This window comes from Agarivorans sp. MS3-6 (assembly GCF_054112545.1).
This window is the reverse complement of the sequence record NZ_CM134202.1, coordinates 4,508,003-4,528,268: the sequence shown is the minus strand read 5'-3', so window position 1 is coordinate 4,528,268 and position 20,266 is coordinate 4,508,003. Positions and strand designations below refer to the sequence as shown.

The window sequence follows — 20,266 nt, the reverse complement described above, 5'->3', positions numbered from 1 at the left end:
AATATGTTAGATATTTTGTATGCTATATGGCACCACGATTATGAAACACTGTTACACATAAACTCACTAAATTGGCTATTACTCGTGTTGGCGCTGGTGCTATTTTTGGAATCCAGCTTCGTTTTCTTGCCTTTACCAGGCGACAGCCTAGTATTGTTTGTTGGCGGGTTAATTGGCATGGGGATCTTGGATTTTTACCCCGCTATTGCAGCGCTTTGTCTCTCTTCGTCTTTAGGGTGTATTTGTGCCTACTCGCAAGGTCGACTATTACAAAAAACCTCGCTACTTTTATTCGTTGAGCGCGTTCTACCTGAAAAGGCCCTGCCTAAAACAAAATACCTATTGAGTAAATACGGCTTCCTGTCTCTGTTCGTATCGCGGTTTATCCCTTTCGTAAGAGTACTTACCCCCATGTTAATGGGTATTTCTAAACTTGGCTTCTGGAAAACCCTGTTAGCCAGTACCGCGAGTTCATTTATTTGGAGTATATTGCTGCTAATGTTGGGCAAATGGTTAATGCTTAATCCAGTACTATCAGATAATCAACAACTGGTCACTCAAGCGATTGTTATGATCAGTTTGGCTTTGATGATTATAGGTACCGTAGGAGGATTGTTTCGTCTGTTAGCCAATAAACATCGTAGCCATGTTAATTAATCGGGAGATTGAGCGGGTGACTTTCAATTGGCTTGATTGACCCATCAATCTAAAAACGCGGTAAAGACCTCACATCTTTACCGCATTTATAGGTGTCATATACGTATTAGCGAGTTGTAATGCCTAGTTAGATTTTACCGCTAAGCCCGGACGAACATCGGTCAATACCTTAGAGTCTTTTACGACGATAGTACCATTAACCAATACGTATGGGATGCCCGTTGAAGGCAAGCCAGCTGCCTCCATAGTAGAGTTATCACGGACTGTATCTGGGTTAAAGATAGTAATGTCTGCGTCTTTACCGACTTGCACACGCCCTTTGTTACTCATTGCTTTCACACCATTCTCTTCTAAGTATTTAGCCGGCATGTAGCTCATTTTTGACACTGCTGTCATCAGCGGCATAATGTTCTTTTCACGGGTCAATCGTAATACCTTGGCGTGCGTGCCAGCAGCACGAGGATGACCCTGTACCGCTTCATAGGCAGTATCTATATCAATCGCCATATCACCGGTTGCAGTTACAGTTAAAGGAAACGCATCGCTGGCGATTAATGTGGCTGGATTTGCCATTGCATCAAACAAACCTTCTTCAGAGATACCCGCAAAGATAACTGATGCTCCGGGGTTGGTTTTCATTAACTCTTCGTAACGCTCCTTGGTGAGCGGCTTCATGGTTTCAACTTCTATAATGTCTGAGTATGTTCTGCCCATATTAGGCCCATAGTTGTCAGGGACTAAATAGTCTGCACCTACAATGGTTGCACCTTGATAATACGGGTAGACTTCTGCCGATACATTTAGGCCCGCTTTACGAGCATCAGCAATCATATCTAACGCTTCTGGCGTTTTGTTTAGTGCTTGCTGGTGAATATGCTGAATGAGCAAACCACCACCATAAATTCCTACACTAGCAATCATTTCTTGGAAGCCCAGTACACCGGTTGTATCAGGCATTTGGCTAGAAAAACGGCCATGCAAGAAGGTAGACATGCCATAATTACTGGCTATTTGTTGCCAAGATACTGTCTCTTTTGAGGTGGCACCTTTACTCATGTACCCCACTGGTACACCAATACCTAAAGCGCCTTGTTTAATGCCTTCATCTACCATTTGGTTAATCTGGTCTATTTGTTCAGCATTGGGTACAAAGGTTTGCACTTCCATGGTCACATGAGAATGCTGGTGCGACTCTGCATGAAAGATATCTTGTACTATCGAGCCCGTTGTAGAATTGTACTCTGGGTGTACCACTTTTTCTCGGATACCCGCTGGTGACACGGTCGCCCCAAAGTTAGTCAACGAGCGCCCTTCCAAGCTTTGGTAAAACGCATCAACCGGATATACACCCACTTCCAGTTCAAGAGGTGTGGTTACGCCATCACGTAAATGCAGCTTTTGTCCAAACGGAATATGTGAATTGTGCGAGTGAGTATCGATGAAACCGGGTGCGACTACATGGCCCTGCGCTTGGATCACTTCTTTGCCTATAATCTCGTCACTGGTAATGACGGCAATTTTTCCGTCTTTCACGCCAACATTGGCAACTTGGTTAAAACCAGTTTCTGGATCCATAACTTGGCCGTTAAGGATGGCAATATCATAGTCCTGTGCGTAAGCGCCCGAACCGATTAAAGCCATAGCTAAAGCAAGTGGAGTTAAGCAGTTTTTTGTTTTCATGGTAAATCCTCATTTTTCTACAATTATTGTTGTCTGATAAATCGAATGGCTTGTCTCATTGCAACCATCCTTAACTCGTTCGCTAATATACTGGCGCTTTCGAATTCGGGTTAATGCGCTGCAGAGCACTGAATCATCACCACGAACAAAAGGCGTCAAAACTGGCGGCTAAACGATTGCCCTACTAGGACGCTCCCAGAAAAACCATTAAAGAAATCAGCGGTTGAAGTCGCTAGACAACAAACAATTGAACTAATGCTGAAATGAAAAAAGTCCCCCTAGTGGGTGGTAGGCAACAAAAAAGGCGCTAATCATCGATTAGCGCCTTTGTAAACAAAGAGAAAACTTGTTGTTTTAGTTTGATACCACAGACCTTAAATATACAGTGATGAAGGCTTACCAATAGATAAAAATACATCCAAATAATCTAGGCAATCGCTACCAAAACCACTCTACAGAATAAGCGGGAGCCAACAACACAACCATTGAATGCAACGTGCAACCCTGAGTCATTGGTAAGGCATAGCGTTCCATATTTGGACTCGCTGACCACATCAGCGACCCTATAGGTGGTCACTGTATGTTGTTGGATTCTCGCTATATCTTTTCTACATGAGCGCTGCTCTCTAATCACTTAGAAGAACGCCTTATACAAAGCCCATACCACCGTGTCATCGGTTTTTAGGGAATAATGGTTAGATTCTGAGGTACCGTAAGTATTCTCGATTTTGATTTGCCCCCAACGCGTTTTATCTTGAGATAGTGGAGTAGAAGCCAATAATGTCGTTTTTAACACCGAGGTATTTATACTGCCGCCCATGTAGGTATACTCTGGATTTATCATGAAATATGTCCCGTCTTTACCTGGTTTCATAATAAGAAATATGTCGCCGGTTGCACCGTAAGTCACACTGTCAGATTCACCCATCACTTTTGTAAAATCACTTTTATACTCCCCACCCAATACGCCTGCGCGAGCAAAGAGGTTTATCTTGTCACTGCCCGTTTGGAAATTTGCAATGCCACCCAATGCCGCGGTGGTAAACGCAGAATTATCGATAATGTCTATCGATGCGGCGACTTTAGGCACGATGTTGTTATCGACTGAAAAAACATGGAAATATTGAATACGGCTGTCACTGTAATGGCCTTGGTTATCCATGGTACCTTCAACAGTTAGCATCGCTTCTTGCTTTTCGTTAACTTGAAAGGAACCAGAAACAGACACTTTAAAATCGCCTTCGTTGCTCATTGCTGCATAAGCCGATGTGGTGGCTCTGGTTAAGTCAGATGGGTCATGGTCTGGAGCTTGTTCTTCCGCGTAGCTAAATCCGCTAAGTAAGGCCGTTCCAATAACAAGTTTTCTAAAAGCTGACGTATTCATATCTTTGGTCTCTGTGCTTGATTTAAGTTGCACAAAGATTAATCGCAGAAACACTCTTTCTATAATCGTCTGCAGAGGATGAAATCATCACCAATTAAATATGCACACAGCGGGTGTGATAAGCCAGTAATACAAATATTGGCTCGTGTAGGCATTACGTCTACTTCAATGAATGTCGCCGCCCCGCATGATCACCAAGATCTTTATGGCAGAGATAGACGGTTAACACTGTTAACGAACCTTGGCGATTGGCTATCATTTAGAGAACGAACGCTATAATCACGGCCTTGCTACAGCACGACTGGCTGTTGAATGGGTGATTACCGTGTTGCAAAGCGGGGGTGTTATCCCCCACTATCGATGCGCTCATAATACCGCTCAAGATCTTGAGCGGTATTAAATTAACGGATGCCTACCCAAGCTACAATAGCTCGATGCCATTAGCTTGTGCCACATCAGCGAAGCTATCGTTTAAAAAGCCAACATTGGTATACCCCTTGTTGGTTAACAAGGTGTAGGCCAAAGACGCCCGAGAACCACCAGCGCAGTGAAAAATCACCAGGCCCTCTTTCGGGATCTTAGCTAAATGTTGGTCCAATTCAGCAAGTGGAATATGTATTGACCCTTTTACTCTGCCATGACTAAGCTCTTCGCCGTCACGCACATCGATAATGGTAGCGGTACCTCGCTTAGCCGCTTTAACAAAGTCCGCTTCTGTAATAGCGCCTTTGGCGAGCTTTTTCTCGTAAATTAATTGACTAACAACTTCAGCACTCGGTAAGTTAGCCGCTAGCCATTGGTTTATCCCACCCTGCAAGATAGTCACATTTTTAAACTTCCAAAAACTTAGTATTTCATAGGCTTCAATGGCTTGCTCAGCGTCGCCCGAATCAGCCACCACAATAATGGGGGCTTTTTTATCCCTTAATTCGAAAATTGTACGCTGACTAATTGCTACTTTCTCTTGATTCATTTGCTGGTGCATAGCAGCTAATTGTTCAGCCGGTAAATTCACTGCGCCCTGTATAGATTTAGCGGGCTTTGTGCGAACGTCTAGGATCACATGGTGCTTGTCTAAATTTTGGCTTAACCAATCAGCATTAACGTGCGCCGGGTACACTTCGCCTTTCCAAGCGGGAAAACCTTCAACATAGGCTTTTACATTAGTGTAACCATTAGCTTGGGCAATGTTTAAAGCCTTTGGACTTAAGGGGCACGTTACCCCTCCACAATAGAACACCACTAATTGATCTTTATTTTCAGGCAGCCAATCTAGATTATCTGCCAGTTTATTTGAAGGCGTTGGCATGGCACTCGGTATGTGGCCTTGTTGGTATATAGCCAACGGTCGTGCATCGCCAATAAACACCGATTGACCTTCATCCAATAAGTCGGCCAACGCATCAGTATCAATAATTTGTTCAGCGGGTAATTTAACCAAAATACGTTTAATGCTAGTCGCTAGGTCATTTTCATCTACCGAAGCTTTAAATTTAGTATTCACCGTTAGATCCTTAAATGATTCGGCATCAATTAAGGTAGTGGCATCGTTAAACTTAATGACTTTAACCTGTTTGGTTTTTGGATTTAAATACTGAATCACCTTCGCATTCTGCGAAATAGATTGGATTTTCCCAACCACTTCAGCTGCTATCAACGACATAGGTGTAAGCAGTAATGTCGCTATAATCATCATTCTATTCAACATGGGATCCCTCCAGATTTCTAAGTTACTCAAACACGAGCAAACCCAAAATAAATGGTTTAGTTATGGTTATTGACTGACGGCACTGCTAGTCACAAGCCGCAAGCTCGCCACTATCGGCAGCGTATTTCATCGCAAAATCTTTTAGGTCTGGTGCTATCTCTAGAAATTTTTCACTTTGCAGAAATTCACTCGCTTCTGGGTGTTTCTTGGTATACATTTTTATAAACTTCTTAGCATCTTTTTTAAAGTAGCGTTTCCACTCTACCTTTAAGTGCTGAGCAGCAAAGTCTTGACCGTTATAGCCAAATAACGGTTTCAAATACTCTAGGTAATACTCTTGACCCTTTGCTGAGTCAGCTAAAACCCCACTAGACAGTAGTGCGATAAAACCACCCAGTAGGAGTTTATTAATAACAAATCGCTTGTTCATGCTTACTTCCTCTTACACTTTCATTTAGTGATTGTCTGATTCATCTGCTGACTCTTTACCGGTTAACATGGCTTGCATATGACTAGACAACTTGCGGCCTAAAGTAATGAGATAGAGATGCACGACCAGAAATGCGATAAGCGTATAAGCACAAAAAGTATGAATAATCGCGATAGTACCGATTTGCTCAATGTACCCTGCTGCACGTAACTCTGGAAAAAAGAAGAAAATAAGCCCAGTGATTATTTGTAATGGGATCAATACAAACAACAAACCTAAATACGCCAAACGTTGTAAAGGATTAAACTTATCTTCGGCCGACATATGATGAGGGTGAGCCTCTCCTACAAATACTCCATATAGGTAAAACCTTAGCACCCCATCTATGCCATTTTTATTAGGCATAAATTGTTTCCATTCACCAGTGGTAAATACCCAAGTAAAAATAAGTATCACCAACGCTGTCCAAATAAAGCCTCCCCAGTGGTGAAAATGGGAACTTTGGCCAAAGCCAAACAGCTCAATAATCCCATGCAGTTCAAGCCCGGTAAGCATCAGCAATAATACCAAAGCCGCTTGTGCCCAATGCCAAAAACGCTCAAAACGTTTAAATATCAACACCGCTTTACTCATAATTATGTCCTGTACTGATCGCTGCTAACGCTGCTTAGGTTTACGACGGCGAAGGGTAAGTATTCGCAACAAGGCATGTAATAAAACGCCGGTTAATCCGCCCCAGATAGCCAAGGCGCCAAAATATTCAACGAAACGGTTACTGTCGCGGCCCACCAGGTAAAAATCGGTTAGCCCATTCAAGCGGCTATCTCTGCTATGACATGCAGAACAAGCCAGCGATTTATTTGCCGGTGCTACCATGTGTTTAATCGGCCAATACCCGTTAGTTTCGATAAAACTATAATGACCACTAAATTCAAGGTGATTCAGCTTGGCCCCAGCGGCCAGCGCTTTATCCCAATCTAATTCCGTCCAAAATGCTCCGGTTCCCGCTCTACCGTACAACTTAATCGGCAAAATACGGTTGAACTCGGTATCATAAGGCTGTTTGCCTTTATGTACCTTAAACGGCCAGATTCGAGCATCGGGGTCCTTATAACTGCCTGTAGGTGGATTTATGTCGATGGGCGCTTGGCTTGGATCAATGGTATCTAACAAGGTCATCTGTTTAAGCTCGCCTTTATACCAATGGTATTCAGGCACCACGTTTTTACCCCAGGTAAACGTCCCCTTTTTACTCATATAGGCATGTTGCTCAACCCCATCAAATATTTGATCTTCTACAAAAGGTTTCCCATCTCTAGTTTGGCCAGCGGTGGACCAATCCCAGGAAAGCTTGGTTAAATAAGGGCCTCGCGCCATTTCTGGAATATGACAAGCAGCACAAGCGACTTTGGTGGTGTGCTTATCGATATCCCTATCTTGGTGTGGAGTAGCGCTATGGCATGACTCACAGGAGACGTTGTTACCTTGCCTGTCACTTCGCCCCATATTTAGTTGGTGGTCAACAAAGGCCTTGCGGTCATTGTAACGTCCGGAAATCTTGTGCTCGCTGGCGGTATGACAATCTTGGCAGGAAAAATCTAGTTTTTCTGGGCTCATATGAACATCCAGTTCAAACTCTGGATCAATTAACGATAAGTCAGTATCTCCATGTTTTACACCATTACCGCCGCCCCCATTTGCATGGCAAGCTAAGCAGTTTTGACGTTCTGGCTGACCAACATGGGTGGCTACATATTGCAGGTCTACGGCTTTTTGGAGCTTACCTCCGATGACTTGATCTTCATAATATGGATGGCCAGATGAAGCCGCCGATTTCTTATAGGTACTGGTAGTATCATGACACACTAGGCAATCGACATTTTCTTCAGCTTCTAAGTCAAAGTCTTCATTTCGCCAACCATAACCTGCATGGCATTGGGTACAACTCTCGTTGCCTTTAGCCGATACGCAATAGTTATTAAAGCCATTTTTGGCTTTGCCAACATCGATGCCATCCACTTTTTTAGCCCAAGTCCAATGGAAAGTTTGATGTACTTGCTTGGCCGCTTCTGTGTGGCATTCTAAGCAGGCTTCGGTAACATCAGGTGCATAGTCAAACTCTTGGTTTAACACCTCAAAACTTGAATGATCGGCGGTACTGGCAATTGAGCTGACAGGTTTTCTAGGACTAGTGTGTGACTCTATCGTTGAGGCGAAACCAAGCTCAGCGCCCCCTAATAATAACACCAGCAATGCTATTTGTTTTTTCATCTATCAGTAATACCTTATACCCTCTGGCGAAGTGACTCTTGGCTATCATAAATCGCTGTAATGTTTACTTCTCGCATCCCAACGTCATTGCACCAACCAAAATATCGACAAACACACAGTTAAAATAGATTTATCTAATTTAATAAATACTTATTTATAGATTACTAATATAGATAGAAAGACCACTAATTAATTATGGTTACTTCGCAAAATTAGCGATTGAAAACAAAAAGTGGCCAAGCTTTGATGTAGGTTAATTTTTGGCTTAATGAGACATTGCGTCCGCATTACCCTAATATTTCCAAGCCAAGCTTTGTATGATGATAAGTATTTGCCGCAATCACTAAGGAAAGCGGTGTATAACACAGCATGTGATTAACGCGCTTTTACCTAAAAGGAATTAGACAATGAATTTTAGCCTAGAACAGCTACAAGCCTTTGTGGCCGTATATGAAGAACGATCATTTAGCAAAGCAGCTATAAAACTGGATAAGCATCGAACCACGGTAGGGCAAGTTGTTGCCAACTTAGAAGACATGCTGGCGGTAGAGTTATTTCAACGGACGCCGAGAGTGGTTGAACCGACTCTAGATGCCAAATTGCTTTACCATTATGCGAAACAAGCTTTAGAACAAGCAAAAACCTTCGACAAGGTTGCTCTTAGTTTGTCTTTCGGAGAGCTCGACTCTATTACCATTGCTTACAGCAGCTTTATACCACACACAGTATTGGCACTCATTCGTCAACAACTGGCTGTCGATTATCCACGTATGCGAGTCAACCTCATTGTAAGATCACAAGCAGAAATCAGAGCAGGATTCGAACAAGAGACCATCCATTTCGCTATTGTAAATGTGACTAATGCAAAAGCGATGAGTAATATAAGCTATACCCTACTTGGTGGAATCGATTTTGTCCCTTACGTCAGTAAAGACAGTGAAGTGCTTAATATGTCTGATGACGAACAATATGCTGCTTTAAAATCTACTCGTCAATTTGTTCTCAAATCCTTACTAGATGAAAACATGAATAGCTTAGTGGTACTGTCAGCGAATTATGACGAAGTAGACCAATTAGCAATGACTATTAAATTGGTACAAATGAATTTGGGCTGGACCGCGCTGCCAAAACGGAGTGAAACTATTGGCTACATTTCTAAAAATTTGGTTAGAGTACAATGTACCAAAGTGAGAAATGGGATATCTATCCCAATTGCTTTGTGGTGCCCGCACTCAAAACCTATCCTAGAAATCAAAAAATCACTCACCAAAGCTATTGATGAATACACCAAAAGCATTGCGAGTAGCTAAACACATCTAATTTCAATTTGACTCAACACCGTGACCAGTATGTATGAGCGATGAACAGTAAAGGATTCGACGTCTTATTAGCACTATGTTGTTAATTAAGCCTTGAGATGTTACCCAAGGCCTACTTTAGCTACAAACTTTTCGAACAAACGCCTACAAGCTGCTATTAAGCGATGTTATTTAACACTAGGGATTTATCAGCATTAGTATACAAGTGAGGGTAATCTTCTTCACGTTGTTGAAATAACAAAATGGATTGATTTTGAATAACGCCACCATCAATATTGATAGCTTGGCGAATCGTTTCATTCTCATACCAACTATCACGACCGGCTAAAACAACGGGTAAATATACAATAAGAGCGGCTGAAATCGAGCGCGTGGCGCTTTCCCAAAGATAGCTCGGAGTATGGTCTACAGCATAGTAATCAATGGTTTCATGTTTAAACATGGGCTGTTTGAAGGTAGTAGGTTTTGCAAAAAAGAAACCCATTCCCTCGTCGCAACTCACATCAATGATCAGGCTATTTGGTTTCAAACAGCGACTTTCATCTTCGGTGACAAAATGGGTAGGACATTCGGTATTTTGAAAGGTACCATTTACAATGATATCTGTTTCGCTAATTAGATCTGTTAGCGGTCTAGATGTTCCATCGTGTTCTACCACCATCATACGAGCTTCGTCATCGCTACCGGCTCTAATTCTTACATATCGACAGTCTAAGACTTCTTCTCGCACCTGATCTTCTGGGCGCTGAATACAAATGGTGATATCTCTGAATCCGTGAGCTTTAAGAGCATAAATTGCGCCACGGCTCACCGCACCAAAACCAAAGATTATGGTTTTACGCTGATTACCATAATGCCCATCAATGCCTTTAAGCTGCAATGAATGTAATACCGCGCAATAACCCGCCATTTCATTATTTTTGTAAAAAGTATGGCGACCGACATGACCATTAGGAGACCAAATAAACATGTCTTCAAAAGCTATCAAGGTTTGTTTACGGTCTAAGGCGGCTTGAGTGATGTCTTGTTGCTGTACGCAATGTACATACCCCCAAAGTGTTCCACCTTCACGAAGCTCTTGTAGATCGGCCAATACCGGCTTAGCAATGATGACCGTTCCAAGCTCAGCCAATAACTCATGGCGAGAGGCAATACCGCCGGTTAAGGCTGCAATCTCATCATCAGACACCCCAAAAGGCGCGCCATAACCTTCTTCAAAGACGAGTTGTTGACGCAATGCCTCTGGAATGCGATGTAAATGCCTTGGATGAATGGGAAAACGGCGTTCGTCTGGCTTTCTTGAAGTCCCAATGACTCCTACTTTTAATGTATTCATGTCGTCTTATCCTTGGTAATACTTTATTAGGTGTGACTTTATGAACGAATGATCAATTTCGCCTATAGGCCATGTATTTTCGTTTGCTTGCGAGCAAGCGTTTAGACGTGTCGAATGTCGGTGTTTTACTCGCCGACTCTCTATTAATGTGGGCGGGAAATATTATCAGCTGGCTAAACAGCGCAGCTAAGAGGTGCTGGTTCAAACATGGTGTCGAGCGATTGTTTAGCCAAGACACGCATAAAGGATTCATTAAACATTAATTTAATCACCTCGTCATAGGACAGCTGGTTAGTTATCTCACAGGCTTTGGGAAAATAGCTGCTAGCACGTTTCATCCCAGGGACGAGGTTCGCTTCCATAAAATAACAGACGCCCTTGAGGTCCATTTTTACGTCAATACGGCCATACCCTCTAACACCTAGGGCACGGTAACAATGAGCAGCTAATAGCTGAACTTCCTCTAATTGCTCTGCATTAACTTTTTTGAGCGTTTCAGTGTCCTGGATTTTAACAACAGCGCCCAATATCCTTAAGTTACCGCTAGACAACGGTGGTTCTAATTCAATAGCAGAAATGGATAAGGTTCCGTCAGTGCTGTTAATCACAGCTACGGTGAACTCTTTACCTGCTAAAAACTCTTCTACGAGTATGGGTTGTTTATACACTGCATACAAAGCACAGACTTTACTTTGAAATTGACTGAAGTTTTCTACAAACGATTGGTCATCGATACCATTACCATTGGCCGCATCGGTGGGCTTAAGGAACAAAGGAAATGAAAGCGGCAATTCTTCCTCGCCTGAAAACTCACCGGGTGTTGCCGTAAAGTAGCGAGCTGTTTTTATACCTAAGCTGCTTAGGCGTGATTTAGCCAGAACCTTATCGGAATCGTAGTTTAGGGTTTCTCTGGTCGACCCCGAGAACGTAATGTTGTGTTGCGCGAAATAATCAGAAAACCAAAGCTTATCACCACCTTCCATAGGCATATATTTTGCCGCTAAAACAACCAGGTCTGGTTCACGATGAGTGACGGCATCTAAGTCTTTTAAAGAACCACACTCGCTAAGCCGCACCACATGTCCTTGCAGAGTTAAAGACGCGAATACATCGTTACAAGCCAATGCCGAACCAAACCCAGTTTCTTTCAGAGCTGGGCTTACCGCAGTTACTATTTCAATTTTCATTTCAATCATCCAATAAGTGGAGTCCACAAAGGACCATAGGTCGGAGTTATGAGATGAATTCAAATCGGAAGGATTAAAATCACAAAGTCGACAGACAAGATAAGGCGGCTTACCTGTGATGTGTTTAAAAAAGATAAGCTTTACACCCTAACACGATTAGGCCAGTGATGTCGGTTTAATAACTAGATAGTAAGTAATCAGAAAAACAAACGGTTACGCACTTTAGCGTTTGATTGTCAGCGGCGATTAAAAAACAGCTTTACGCCACCAGGTAATATAAGATCGCCAATTTGCTTACCTCGCTAGTGACTTAAATGTCTAGCGAGGTAAACAGGTAGCGTGCTTAGTTCAAGCTGAGTAAAACACCTTGCTACGAGCGGTTTTGTTTGAATTGTTTACTGGTAAAACGGGTAGCTGCAAAGTTGCTATTTTTAGCGCCTTTAAAGCCTCGGCTATTACTGTGTTTAGCCCCCTTACGGTTTTCTGCAGGCACTAGGTGTTGTAAGCCACTACCAATTAGCTTACTAAGCCCCATATTTGCTAAACCTTCACGAATAATTGGCCAGTTTTTTTCATCATGATAACGCAACAAAGCTTTATGCAAGCGACGCTGCCTGCCCTTCTTCGCCACCGATACACGCTCGCTAGTATGGCTAACCTTGTGCAATGGATTTCGCTCTGTATGGTACATTGTGGTTGCGTTAGCCAATGGCGAAGGATAAAAGTTTTGTACTTGATCAAGCCTAAATTTGTTTTTCTTTAACCACAAAGCCAACGTCACCATGTCTTCATCTTTGGTTCCGGGGTGGGCAGAGATAAAGTAAGGGATTAAGTACTGTTTCTTGCCAGCTTCTTTAGAGTATTTATCGAATAGCTCTTTAAACTTATGGTAAGTGCCCATACCCGGCTTCATCATCTTAGATAAAGGCCCTTCTTCAGTATGTTCTGGCGCAATCTTTAAGTATCCACCTACGTGGTGCAAGGCTAACTCTTTTACATAACGAGGATCTTCAATCGCAATGTCGTAGCGTACACCAGAGGCAATCAAGATCTTTTTGATACCCTCTACTTTGCGCGCACGTCGATAAAGATCAATGGTGGGCTGGTGGTCGGTATCCATATGATGACAAATGCTCGGGTAAACACAAGACAAGCGACGGCATGTTTCCTCAGCTTTTGGGCTCTTACAGTTCAAGCGGTACATGTTGGCAGTAGGCCCACCTAAATCAGATATAACCCCAGTGAAGCCTGGTACATTGTCTCTGATCTCTTCGATCTCATTGATGATGGAATCTTCCGAACGGCTTTGAATAATTCGGCCTTCGTGCTCAGTAATCGAACAAAAAGTACAGCCACCATAACAGCCACGCATAATGTTAATTGAAAACTTAATCATGTCATAAGCAGGAATCTTTGCCTTTCCATAGCTCGGATGCGGGATACGCTGATAAGGCAAGCCAAATACACCGTCCATATCTTCGGTGCTCAAAGGTAAGGCAGGTGGATTAAGCCAGATATAGCGATCACCATGGCGCTGCATTAAAGCACGCGCACACCCAGGATTCGTCTCTAGATGGAAAATTCTAGAGGCATGTGCATATAACACTTGATTAACTTTGACTTGCTCGAAGGCTGGCAAATTAATATAGACATTTTCCCATGGGCGCTTCTTCTCCATTTGCACCACTATCGGCTTCGCTTGATCTGCACCTTTATCTGCTGCCGGTTCTTCTTTTGATGAACAACTTTCTTCAACTTCAGTGTAGGGACTAGGAATAGGGTCGATTTTACCGGGCTTGTCTAAATGGCTTGAATCTAAGCCACTCCATCCGGGTAACGCTTCTTTACGTATGATGGCGGTGCCACGAACATCGTATAAGTCGGCAATGTTTTCGCCTTGGCTTAAGCGATATGCCACTTCAACCAAAGGGCGCTCTGCATTGCCATAAATAAGTAATTCTGCCTTGGCATCAAACAATACTGAGCGGCGCACTTTATCCGACCAATAATCATAATGAGCGATACGGCGCAAACTGGCTTCAATGCCACCTAATACAACGGGCACATCTTTGTAAGCTTCTTTACAACGTTGAGAATATACAATAACCGCTCTATCTGGGCGTTTACCGCCCTCATTGTTGGGTGTATAAGCATCATCATGACGAAGTTTACGATCAGCCGTATAACGATTGATCATCGAGTCCATGTTGCCGGCTGTAACACCATAAAATAGATTAGGTTTGCCCAAGGTCATAAAGGCATCTTTACTGGTCCACTCGGGCTGGGCAATAATACCCACTCTAAAGCCTTTGGCTTCGAGCATTCTGCCGATGACCGCCATACCAAAACTAGGGTGATCAACATAAGCGTCACCGGTGACCAAAATAATGTCACAACTGTCCCACCCTAATACTTTCATCTCTTTACGAGACATCGGCAAAAATGGCGCAGCGGCGCGTTGACGATTTACACAAGTATCGGGTTTAAACAAGGTTTCAGCAGTGTGCATATTTTATTCTCAGAAAAGTAAGCGCGACATTATATACGTAATCTAAGTAGGTAGGAAACGGATTAACAGCTAGTTAACAAATCAAGCCCATGTATAACGCCATCTAGTAGCTATGGTTTACGAAATAGTCTAAAATTTCTTTTAATATTTAGTTGCTTATATTGCGTTAACCAAATGGACTTGCTCGTACCTATGAGACATCTCATTTTTCTTTTTTTTATCAGTCAGCTGTTATTAGCCTGTGCTCAACGCCCTAGTGATGAGCTGATTGCCCAATTCAAACATCCTAGCTACACGCTAACAGCAGATAGTGAATCTATTAACAAAGGCAAAGTTCGGCAAATTACTCAATATCAGCCTGAGAAAACCGCCATCACTATTCTGTCAGACGGTATTAGCGCATTTGCCGCACGCATTGCGCTTATCAAACAAGCCGAATTAACGATTGACGCACAGTACTACATGATCAAAGAAGACATGACTGGCGCAATTTTTCTCGCCTACCTACTGGAAGCGGCCGACCGAGGAGTAAGAGTAAGACTACTGATAGATGATATCAATACGTCTAACTACGATGATGTTCTTAAGGCCTTAGCCTTAGATGACCGCATAGAAATCCGCATATTTAACCCGTTTTACGACCGCAATTTTCGTGGTACCAATATGCTAGGCGACTTTGATCGCCTAAATAGTCGAATGCACAACAAGTCACTAACCATCGATGGTTTAGTCACCGTGGTAGGAGGCAGAAATATTGGTGACGAGTACTTCAGCGCTCAAGATGACCTAGAGTTTACCGATTTAGACGCTATCGCTATTGGACCACTAGTGGCCGAAGTTAACCAAGCTTTCGACTTATACTGGAATGATGTTAGAGCTTACCCAATTGAAGCGCTCAATAGCAAAGACGTTGACGTACAAGCACAATTTCGACGCTTAGAGCAGCAGATGTTCAAGCACAGCGTTAAGTCTTTTGTTAAGGCGCACTTGAAACACCAACAAATACTCGAAAACCAAAGCTTCCGCGACTTCATTTACTGGTGTGACGGCCGAGTATTGGTCGACCATCCCAACAAAGATTCCAATTACCCCTTTGATGTATCTACTAATTTAGCTGGCGTGTTAGAGGCCGCAGAACAATCAATCCTACTTAGCTCGCCTTACTTTGTACCCGGTGAAGCCGGAACAGAGGGGCTAATTGCCTTGGCAGATAAAGGGATTGATGTGAGTGTCGTGACTAACTCTTTAGCCGCAACCGATGTGGCAGCCGTGCACTCCGGCTATAAAAAATACCGCAAACAATTAGTCGCCGGCAATGTGTTTCTATACGAAGTGAAGCCCGATGCAAAACAAAAACAACGTTTGGCCTTTTTCGGTAAAGGTGCTTCACGCGCCAGCCTACACAGCAAAATGTTTGTGGTAGATGAAGAAAAAATATTCATTGGCTCGTTTAACTGGGATCCTAGATCTATTAATCTCAACACAGAAATGGGTCTATTACTCACCTGCCCCAACTTAGCAAAGGTCATCGTTAAAGGGGTAAATGCCGATTTACCTTATAAAAGTTACCGGGTGCAATTAGATCAACAGCAAGATTTACAGTGGATAGAAAAGCGACGAGAGCAAGCCGAAGCGGTTTATACCTCAGAACCTAAGGCTAGCCTATGGCGGAAGTTTCAAGCGTGGATAGTTGGCCTACTACCGGTAGAAGACCAACTATAAGTATTATTAGTGCTTAGTGGTGGTGACCACAACCACCCTCAGCATGCACGTGACCGTGTGCTAACTCTTCTTCGGTGGCTTTACGGGTTTCGATCACTTCAATAGTGAACGCCAAGTCGATACCAGACAATGGGTGATTGCCATCAACAATCACCTCGTCTTCTTCCATACCAATGATAATTACAGACTGTTCGCCTTCGTCAGTCGTCGCGCGGAACTGCATACCAACTTCCACTTCAACATCACCAAACATAGATTTAGGCACAGCTTGAACCAAGTTATCATTCCGCTCACCGTAGGCATCTTCAGCGGCAATGTCCGCATCAAATTTATCACCGACTTTTTTACCTAATAAGGCTTGCTCTAAACCCGGTACCAGTTGACCTAAACCAACAATTACTGCGAGTGGCTCTTTGCCTTCAGACGTGTCTAATTGTTCGCCATTGGCGGTTACGGTGTATTCAATAATTGCAACATCGTCTTTTGCGATAGTCATGTAAAGTTCCTTGGTATTTTTAAAGTGTGGCGCTAGCCAATAAAGTGGCAATTCTAAAGCTTCATTAAACAAATTGCCAATCACAGCGACTTGTGCTGCTCATGTTAGTTAATTTATGGATTCTTTTTGTTTAATGCTAAACCTTGGACACAAAAAAAGCAGCCTAGGCTGCTTTATTAACACTTACCTAGCTTAAGCACTTAAGCCTTGGCTTCGTAAGTACTCTTCATAAGTGCCGTGGAAATCTACGATACCCTCAGGGGTCATTTCAATAACTCGCGTCGCCAAACTAGAAACAAACTCTCGGTCGTGGCTAACAAACACCAAAGTACCCGGGAAATTTTCTAAGGCTAAGTTTAGCGATTCGATAGATTCCATATCTAAGTGGTTAGTGGGTTCGTCCATCACCATGATGTTTGGCTTTTGCAAAATCATTTTACCAAATAGCATGCGGCCTTGTTCACCACCAGAAATCACTTTCACCGACTTGTTGATTTCTTGTTGTGAAAACAATAAGCGGCCTAAGGTTCCGCGAATTACTTGCTCATCATCCCCCTCTTTGCCCCATTGCCACATCCAATCTAGCAAGGTTTTTTCTTGTTCGAAATCTGCGGAGTGATCTTGAGCATAGTAGCCAAGTTGCGCATTTTCAGACCATTTAATCGAACCACCAAACTCAGTATCACCCACTAAACATTTTAGTAAGGTCGTTTTTCCGATACCGTTAGGTCCAATAATTGCTACCCGCTCACCCACTTCGACCATTAGATTTAAATCTTTAAATAGAGTTTCTTCATAGCGCTTTTCTAAGCCTTCTATCTGTAAGGCTAAGCGGTGAAGTTTTTTCTCTTCTTCAAAACGAATATAGGGGTTCTGGCGACTAGATGGCTTAACTTCGGCCAACTGGATCTTATCAATTTGCTTAGCGCGAGAAGTCGCTTGCTTAGATTTTGATGCATTAGCCGAAAAACGACTAACAAAAGTTTTAAGCTCTGCGATTTGGGCTTTTTTCTTGGCATTATCAGACAACATTTGCTCACGAGCTTGGGTAGCAGCCGTCATATACTCATCGTATGAACCAGGGAAAGTTCGCAACTCACCATAGTCTAAATCAGCCATATGGGTACAAACACTGTTTAAGAAATGTCGATCGTGCGAAATGATAATCATGGTGCAATTACGCTCGTTGAGCACCCCTTCCAACCAACGAATAGTATTAATATCCAAGTTGTTGGTAGGTTCATCAAGCAACATAATATCTGGGTCACCAAATAACACTTGGGCCAGTAACACCCTTAGTTTCCAACCTGGCGCAACTTCGCTCATAGGGCCGTAATGCTGCTCAATTGGAATACCCACCCCTAGCAATAACTCACCAGCGCGGGCTTCAGCGGTGTAACCATCCATTTCGGCAAATTCTGCTTCAAGTTCTGCAGCACGAATGCCGTCTTCTTCAGTCATATCGGGGTTTGCATAAATAGCATCGCGCTCAGACTTTACCGCCCACAGCTCTTCATAACCCATAATAACCGTGTCGATAACGTCTTTATCTTCAAAGGCAAATTGGTCTTGTTTTAGTTTACCAATACGCTCGTTAGGATCTTTGGATACATTGCCGGCACTTGGCTCTAAATCACCACCTAAAATCTTCATAAAGGTAGATTTACCGCAACCGTTCGCCCCAATTAGGCCATACCGATTACCTTCGCCAAATTTTACTGAGACATTTTCAAATAATGGCTTAGCGCCAAATTGCATGGTGATATTAGAAGAAGTAAGCAATGTATAAATTCCGCTTGGTTAAGTTACGCTCGCTTAAATCGCCGCGTAAACTGTTTACTAAAAGTTTGGTCGCGCATTATGCCACAACTTGGTTAAACATCGCACGTATTACGACAACGATCACATAAGCATAATCAATCGATCGTTCATTTGTCGATGGTTTGAGCAATTATAAGTTTTAGAGAGGATTTTTATGACTGCCTAACACATTTCAATTATGCTAATCCTATCTGCTTTTTAAAAGGACTCACTATGTCTGATTCTATCGACTCATCTCAACAAGCTAACATCCAACAGTTCGACAGTGAACGCCGCTACCAGTATTTGCTTAAAGAAGTGAAAGCTCAAAATCAGCTATGGATTCTGATCGATGACGATGGCTGTGTCATGCTTAATTCAGACGATGAAGACTGTGTGCCCATTTGGCCTAATCGCGAGTTTGCTCAGGCTTGGGCCACTGGGGAATGGGAACATTGTAAAGCAGAAGCTATTTCATTAAACAAGTGGCGAAGCCGATGGACTGAAGGGTTAACTGGCGATGATTTATACATTGCAGTATTCCCTAATGACCTAGAAGAAGGCCTCATTTTATCGCCTTATGAATTTGAAGACGCATTAGGCAAATTTAGAAAGTAGCTTAGATAACACACCATTATCTATGTGTGATTGGCTAAAGCATCAGCTATTGAAGCTGATGCTTTTTTATTTCTACCAGCCCTTAGTGTGCTTTTCGATAAGTTGACACATTAGCTCAATTTGGTCCGCGCTATCGTTCAGTGCTGAGATGTAGTGATATTGCTCGCCGCCAGCATTGATAAATTCGTCGCGTAACTCACAAGACACTTCTTCAATGGTTTCTAAACAATCAGCCGAGAATGCCGGTGATATTATGTCCACCGCTTTAACTCCCTGCTCTGCTAGTTGGCGTAACAATTGGTCAGTGTAAGGCTGAATCCAAGGATCTTTTCCAAACCGCGACTGATAACATAGTCTCCACTGGTTTTGCTTTAATCCCAAAACGGCTGCAACTTTTGCCGCGGTATCTTCACATTGTTGAGGATAAGGGTCACCATTTCGAGCATAACGTTCAGGTATACCATGAAAAGAGAACAGCAATACTTCCCCTCTGGCAGTGAGGTCCCAGTGTTGTTTAATAGAATTAGCTAAAGCGTCTATGTAGGCCGGCTCGGCATAGTATTCTTTAATGGTTCTTAGCTCAGGTAAGTTATAAGTGTTCTTTAAGGCCCGATGATAGGCGTCAAATACTGGCGCAGTGGTTGATACCGAATATTGTGGATACAGCGGTAGCAATAACACTTTTTGGTGGCCAGCAGCCAGCAGTTGATCAATCACTTCTTTAATGTCTGGTGAGCTATACGTCATTGCTAAATACACTTCGTACTTACCGCTTAACTTGTTAGCAACTTTATGGCGAATTTGCTCACTAATTACTTTCAGCGGAGAACCATTTTTCAACCAAATTTGCTGGTATAACTTAGCAACACGACGTGAACGAAGTGGCAATATCAAACAATATAAAAGCGGTAACCATAAGACTCTTGGGAGGTTTACCACCCGCTTATCTGATAGGAAACGGCCTAAAAATTTGGCTACCGCTTTCGGTGTTGCTTGATCAGGGGTGCCAAGATTAACTAAAACCACTGCACATTTTAAATCATTGTCGTTTTGCGGCATTCAATTATTCCTTCAAAGTTGAAAGCACAGTGTACGGTAATCTAGGGGATAAAAAAAAGCGGCAAAGGCCGCTTTTTTTTACTGAATTAT

Annotated in this window: 17 protein-coding genes; 5 read left to right on the top strand and 12 right to left on the bottom strand. The window is 42.9% G+C overall.

What is annotated here, in order from left to right; translation table 11 throughout:
• Positions 1-3 precede the first annotated feature (3 nt).
• Positions 4-657: a DedA family protein gene (locus ACVFI8_RS20780; RefSeq protein ID WP_457872553.1), complete on the top strand. Its 654-nt coding sequence runs from the start codon at positions 4-6 to the stop codon at positions 655-657.
• Between the two features lie 123 nt (positions 658-780).
• Here ACVFI8_RS20780 and ACVFI8_RS20775 read toward each other — a convergent pair whose 3' ends face one another.
• From ACVFI8_RS20775 to ACVFI8_RS20750, 6 genes are all read right to left on the bottom strand, one after another.
• Positions 781-2,337: an amidohydrolase family protein gene (locus ACVFI8_RS20775; RefSeq protein ID WP_457872552.1), complete on the bottom strand. Its 1,557-nt coding sequence runs from the start codon at positions 2,335-2,337 to the stop codon at positions 781-783.
• Positions 2,338-2,971: 634 nt separating this feature from the next.
• Positions 2,972-3,721 (bottom strand): hypothetical protein, encoded by a 750-nt coding sequence (locus ACVFI8_RS20770; RefSeq protein WP_457872551.1) that lies wholly within the window; start codon positions 3,719-3,721, stop codon positions 2,972-2,974.
• 421 nt (positions 3,722-4,142) lie between these two features.
• Positions 4,143-5,429 carry a rhodanese-like domain-containing protein gene (locus tag ACVFI8_RS20765; protein ID WP_457872550.1) on the bottom strand — a complete coding sequence of 429 codons (1,287 nt, stop codon included), beginning with the start codon at positions 5,427-5,429 and terminating at the stop codon, positions 4,143-4,145.
• 85 nt (positions 5,430-5,514) lie between these two features.
• Positions 5,515-5,859 (bottom strand): hypothetical protein, encoded by a 345-nt coding sequence (locus ACVFI8_RS20760; protein WP_248711690.1) that lies wholly within the window; start codon positions 5,857-5,859, stop codon positions 5,515-5,517.
• Positions 5,860-5,883: 24 nt separating this feature from the next.
• Positions 5,884-6,492 (bottom strand): cytochrome b/b6 domain-containing protein, encoded by a 609-nt coding sequence (locus ACVFI8_RS20755; protein WP_248711691.1) that lies wholly within the window; start codon positions 6,490-6,492, stop codon positions 5,884-5,886.
• 24 nt (positions 6,493-6,516) lie between these two features.
• Positions 6,517-8,130, bottom strand: a complete 1,614-nt coding sequence (locus ACVFI8_RS20750; protein ID WP_457872549.1) for a tetrathionate reductase family octaheme c-type cytochrome — start codon at positions 8,128-8,130, stop codon at positions 6,517-6,519.
• 407 nt (positions 8,131-8,537) lie between these two features.
• Between ACVFI8_RS20750 and ACVFI8_RS20745 the strand changes: the two genes are divergently transcribed.
• A complete protein-coding gene (locus tag ACVFI8_RS20745; RefSeq protein ID WP_248711693.1) occupies positions 8,538-9,440 on the top strand; it encodes a LysR family transcriptional regulator in 903 nt (300 codons plus the stop codon).
• 166 nt (positions 9,441-9,606) lie between these two features.
• On the opposite strand, the gene ACVFI8_RS20740 is transcribed toward ACVFI8_RS20745, so the two are convergent.
• The 3 genes from ACVFI8_RS20740 to ACVFI8_RS20730 form a co-directional block, all read right to left on the bottom strand.
• Positions 9,607-10,785, bottom strand: coding sequence for a N(5)-(carboxyethyl)ornithine synthase (locus ACVFI8_RS20740; protein WP_457872548.1), 1,179 nt, complete (start codon positions 10,783-10,785; stop codon positions 9,607-9,609).
• A 173-nt stretch (positions 10,786-10,958) separates the two neighbouring features.
• Complete coding sequence (locus ACVFI8_RS20735; protein WP_457872547.1) at positions 10,959-11,972, bottom strand: D-alanine--D-alanine ligase; 1,014 nt, start codon at positions 11,970-11,972, stop codon at positions 10,959-10,961.
• A gap of 370 nt (positions 11,973-12,342) precedes the next feature.
• Positions 12,343-14,481 carry a YgiQ family radical SAM protein gene (locus ACVFI8_RS20730; RefSeq protein ID WP_248711696.1) on the bottom strand — a complete coding sequence of 713 codons (2,139 nt, stop codon included), beginning with the start codon at positions 14,479-14,481 and terminating at the stop codon, positions 12,343-12,345.
• A gap of 192 nt (positions 14,482-14,673) precedes the next feature.
• Between ACVFI8_RS20730 and ACVFI8_RS20725 the strand changes: the two genes are divergently transcribed.
• Positions 14,674-16,203, top strand: coding sequence for a phospholipase D family protein (locus ACVFI8_RS20725; RefSeq protein ID WP_457872546.1), 1,530 nt, complete (start codon positions 14,674-14,676; stop codon positions 16,201-16,203).
• A 13-nt stretch (positions 16,204-16,216) separates the two neighbouring features.
• On the opposite strand, the gene ACVFI8_RS20720 is transcribed toward ACVFI8_RS20725, so the two are convergent.
• Positions 16,217-16,699, bottom strand: a complete 483-nt coding sequence (locus tag ACVFI8_RS20720) for an FKBP-type peptidyl-prolyl cis-trans isomerase (protein WP_248711698.1) — start codon at positions 16,697-16,699, stop codon at positions 16,217-16,219.
• Here ACVFI8_RS20720 and ACVFI8_RS20715 point away from each other — a divergent pair.
• Entirely contained in the window at positions 16,679-16,735 is a 57-nt protein-coding gene (locus ACVFI8_RS20715; protein ID WP_457873839.1) for a hypothetical protein, read from the top strand. The two genes, ACVFI8_RS20720 and ACVFI8_RS20715, sit on opposite strands and share 21 nt — an antisense overlap.
• 156 nt (positions 16,736-16,891) lie before the next feature.
• Here ACVFI8_RS20715 and ACVFI8_RS20710 read toward each other — a convergent pair whose 3' ends face one another.
• Complete coding sequence (locus ACVFI8_RS20710) at positions 16,892-18,481, bottom strand: ABC-F family ATPase (protein ID WP_248711699.1); 1,590 nt, start codon at positions 18,479-18,481, stop codon at positions 16,892-16,894.
• 252 nt (positions 18,482-18,733) lie between these two features.
• Between ACVFI8_RS20710 and ACVFI8_RS20705 the strand changes: the two genes are divergently transcribed.
• Positions 18,734-19,117, top strand: coding sequence for a DUF2750 domain-containing protein (locus ACVFI8_RS20705; protein WP_457872544.1), 384 nt, complete (start codon positions 18,734-18,736; stop codon positions 19,115-19,117).
• A 72-nt stretch (positions 19,118-19,189) separates the two neighbouring features.
• Here ACVFI8_RS20705 and hemH read toward each other — a convergent pair whose 3' ends face one another.
• On the bottom strand, positions 19,190-20,176 hold the full coding sequence (gene hemH / locus ACVFI8_RS20700) for a ferrochelatase (protein ID WP_248711701.1): 987 nt from the start codon (positions 20,174-20,176) through the stop codon (positions 19,190-19,192).
• Positions 20,177-20,266: the final 90 nt, after the last annotated feature.

Coding starts and splice junctions, on each gene's coding strand:
- ACVFI8_RS20780 (WP_457872553.1), top strand. CDS start 4: ATGTTAGATATTTTGTATGCTATATGGCACCACGATTATGAAACACTG.
- ACVFI8_RS20775 (WP_457872552.1), bottom strand. CDS start 2,337: ATGAAAACAAAAAACTGCTTAACTCCACTTGCTTTAGCTATGGCTTTA.
- ACVFI8_RS20770 (WP_457872551.1), bottom strand. CDS start 3,721: ATGAATACGTCAGCTTTTAGAAAACTTGTTATTGGAACGGCCTTACTT.
- ACVFI8_RS20765 (WP_457872550.1), bottom strand. CDS start 5,429: ATGTTGAATAGAATGATGATTATAGCGACATTACTGCTTACACCTATG.
- ACVFI8_RS20760 (WP_248711690.1), bottom strand. CDS start 5,859: ATGAACAAGCGATTTGTTATTAATAAACTCCTACTGGGTGGTTTTATC.
- ACVFI8_RS20755 (WP_248711691.1), bottom strand. CDS start 6,492: ATGAGTAAAGCGGTGTTGATATTTAAACGTTTTGAGCGTTTTTGGCAT.
- ACVFI8_RS20750 (WP_457872549.1), bottom strand. CDS start 8,130: ATGAAAAAACAAATAGCATTGCTGGTGTTATTATTAGGGGGCGCTGAG.
- ACVFI8_RS20745 (WP_248711693.1), top strand. CDS start 8,538: ATGAATTTTAGCCTAGAACAGCTACAAGCCTTTGTGGCCGTATATGAA.
- ACVFI8_RS20740 (WP_457872548.1), bottom strand. CDS start 10,785: ATGAATACATTAAAAGTAGGAGTCATTGGGACTTCAAGAAAGCCAGAC.
- ACVFI8_RS20735 (WP_457872547.1), bottom strand. CDS start 11,972: ATGAAAATTGAAATAGTAACTGCGGTAAGCCCAGCTCTGAAAGAAACT.
- ACVFI8_RS20730 (WP_248711696.1), bottom strand. CDS start 14,481: ATGCACACTGCTGAAACCTTGTTTAAACCCGATACTTGTGTAAATCGT.
- ACVFI8_RS20725 (WP_457872546.1), top strand. CDS start 14,674: ATGAGACATCTCATTTTTCTTTTTTTTATCAGTCAGCTGTTATTAGCC.
- ACVFI8_RS20720 (WP_248711698.1), bottom strand. CDS start 16,699: ATGACTATCGCAAAAGACGATGTTGCAATTATTGAATACACCGTAACC.
- ACVFI8_RS20705 (WP_457872544.1), top strand. CDS start 18,734: ATGTCTGATTCTATCGACTCATCTCAACAAGCTAACATCCAACAGTTC.
- hemH (WP_248711701.1), bottom strand. CDS start 20,176: ATGCCGCAAAACGACAATGATTTAAAATGTGCAGTGGTTTTAGTTAAT.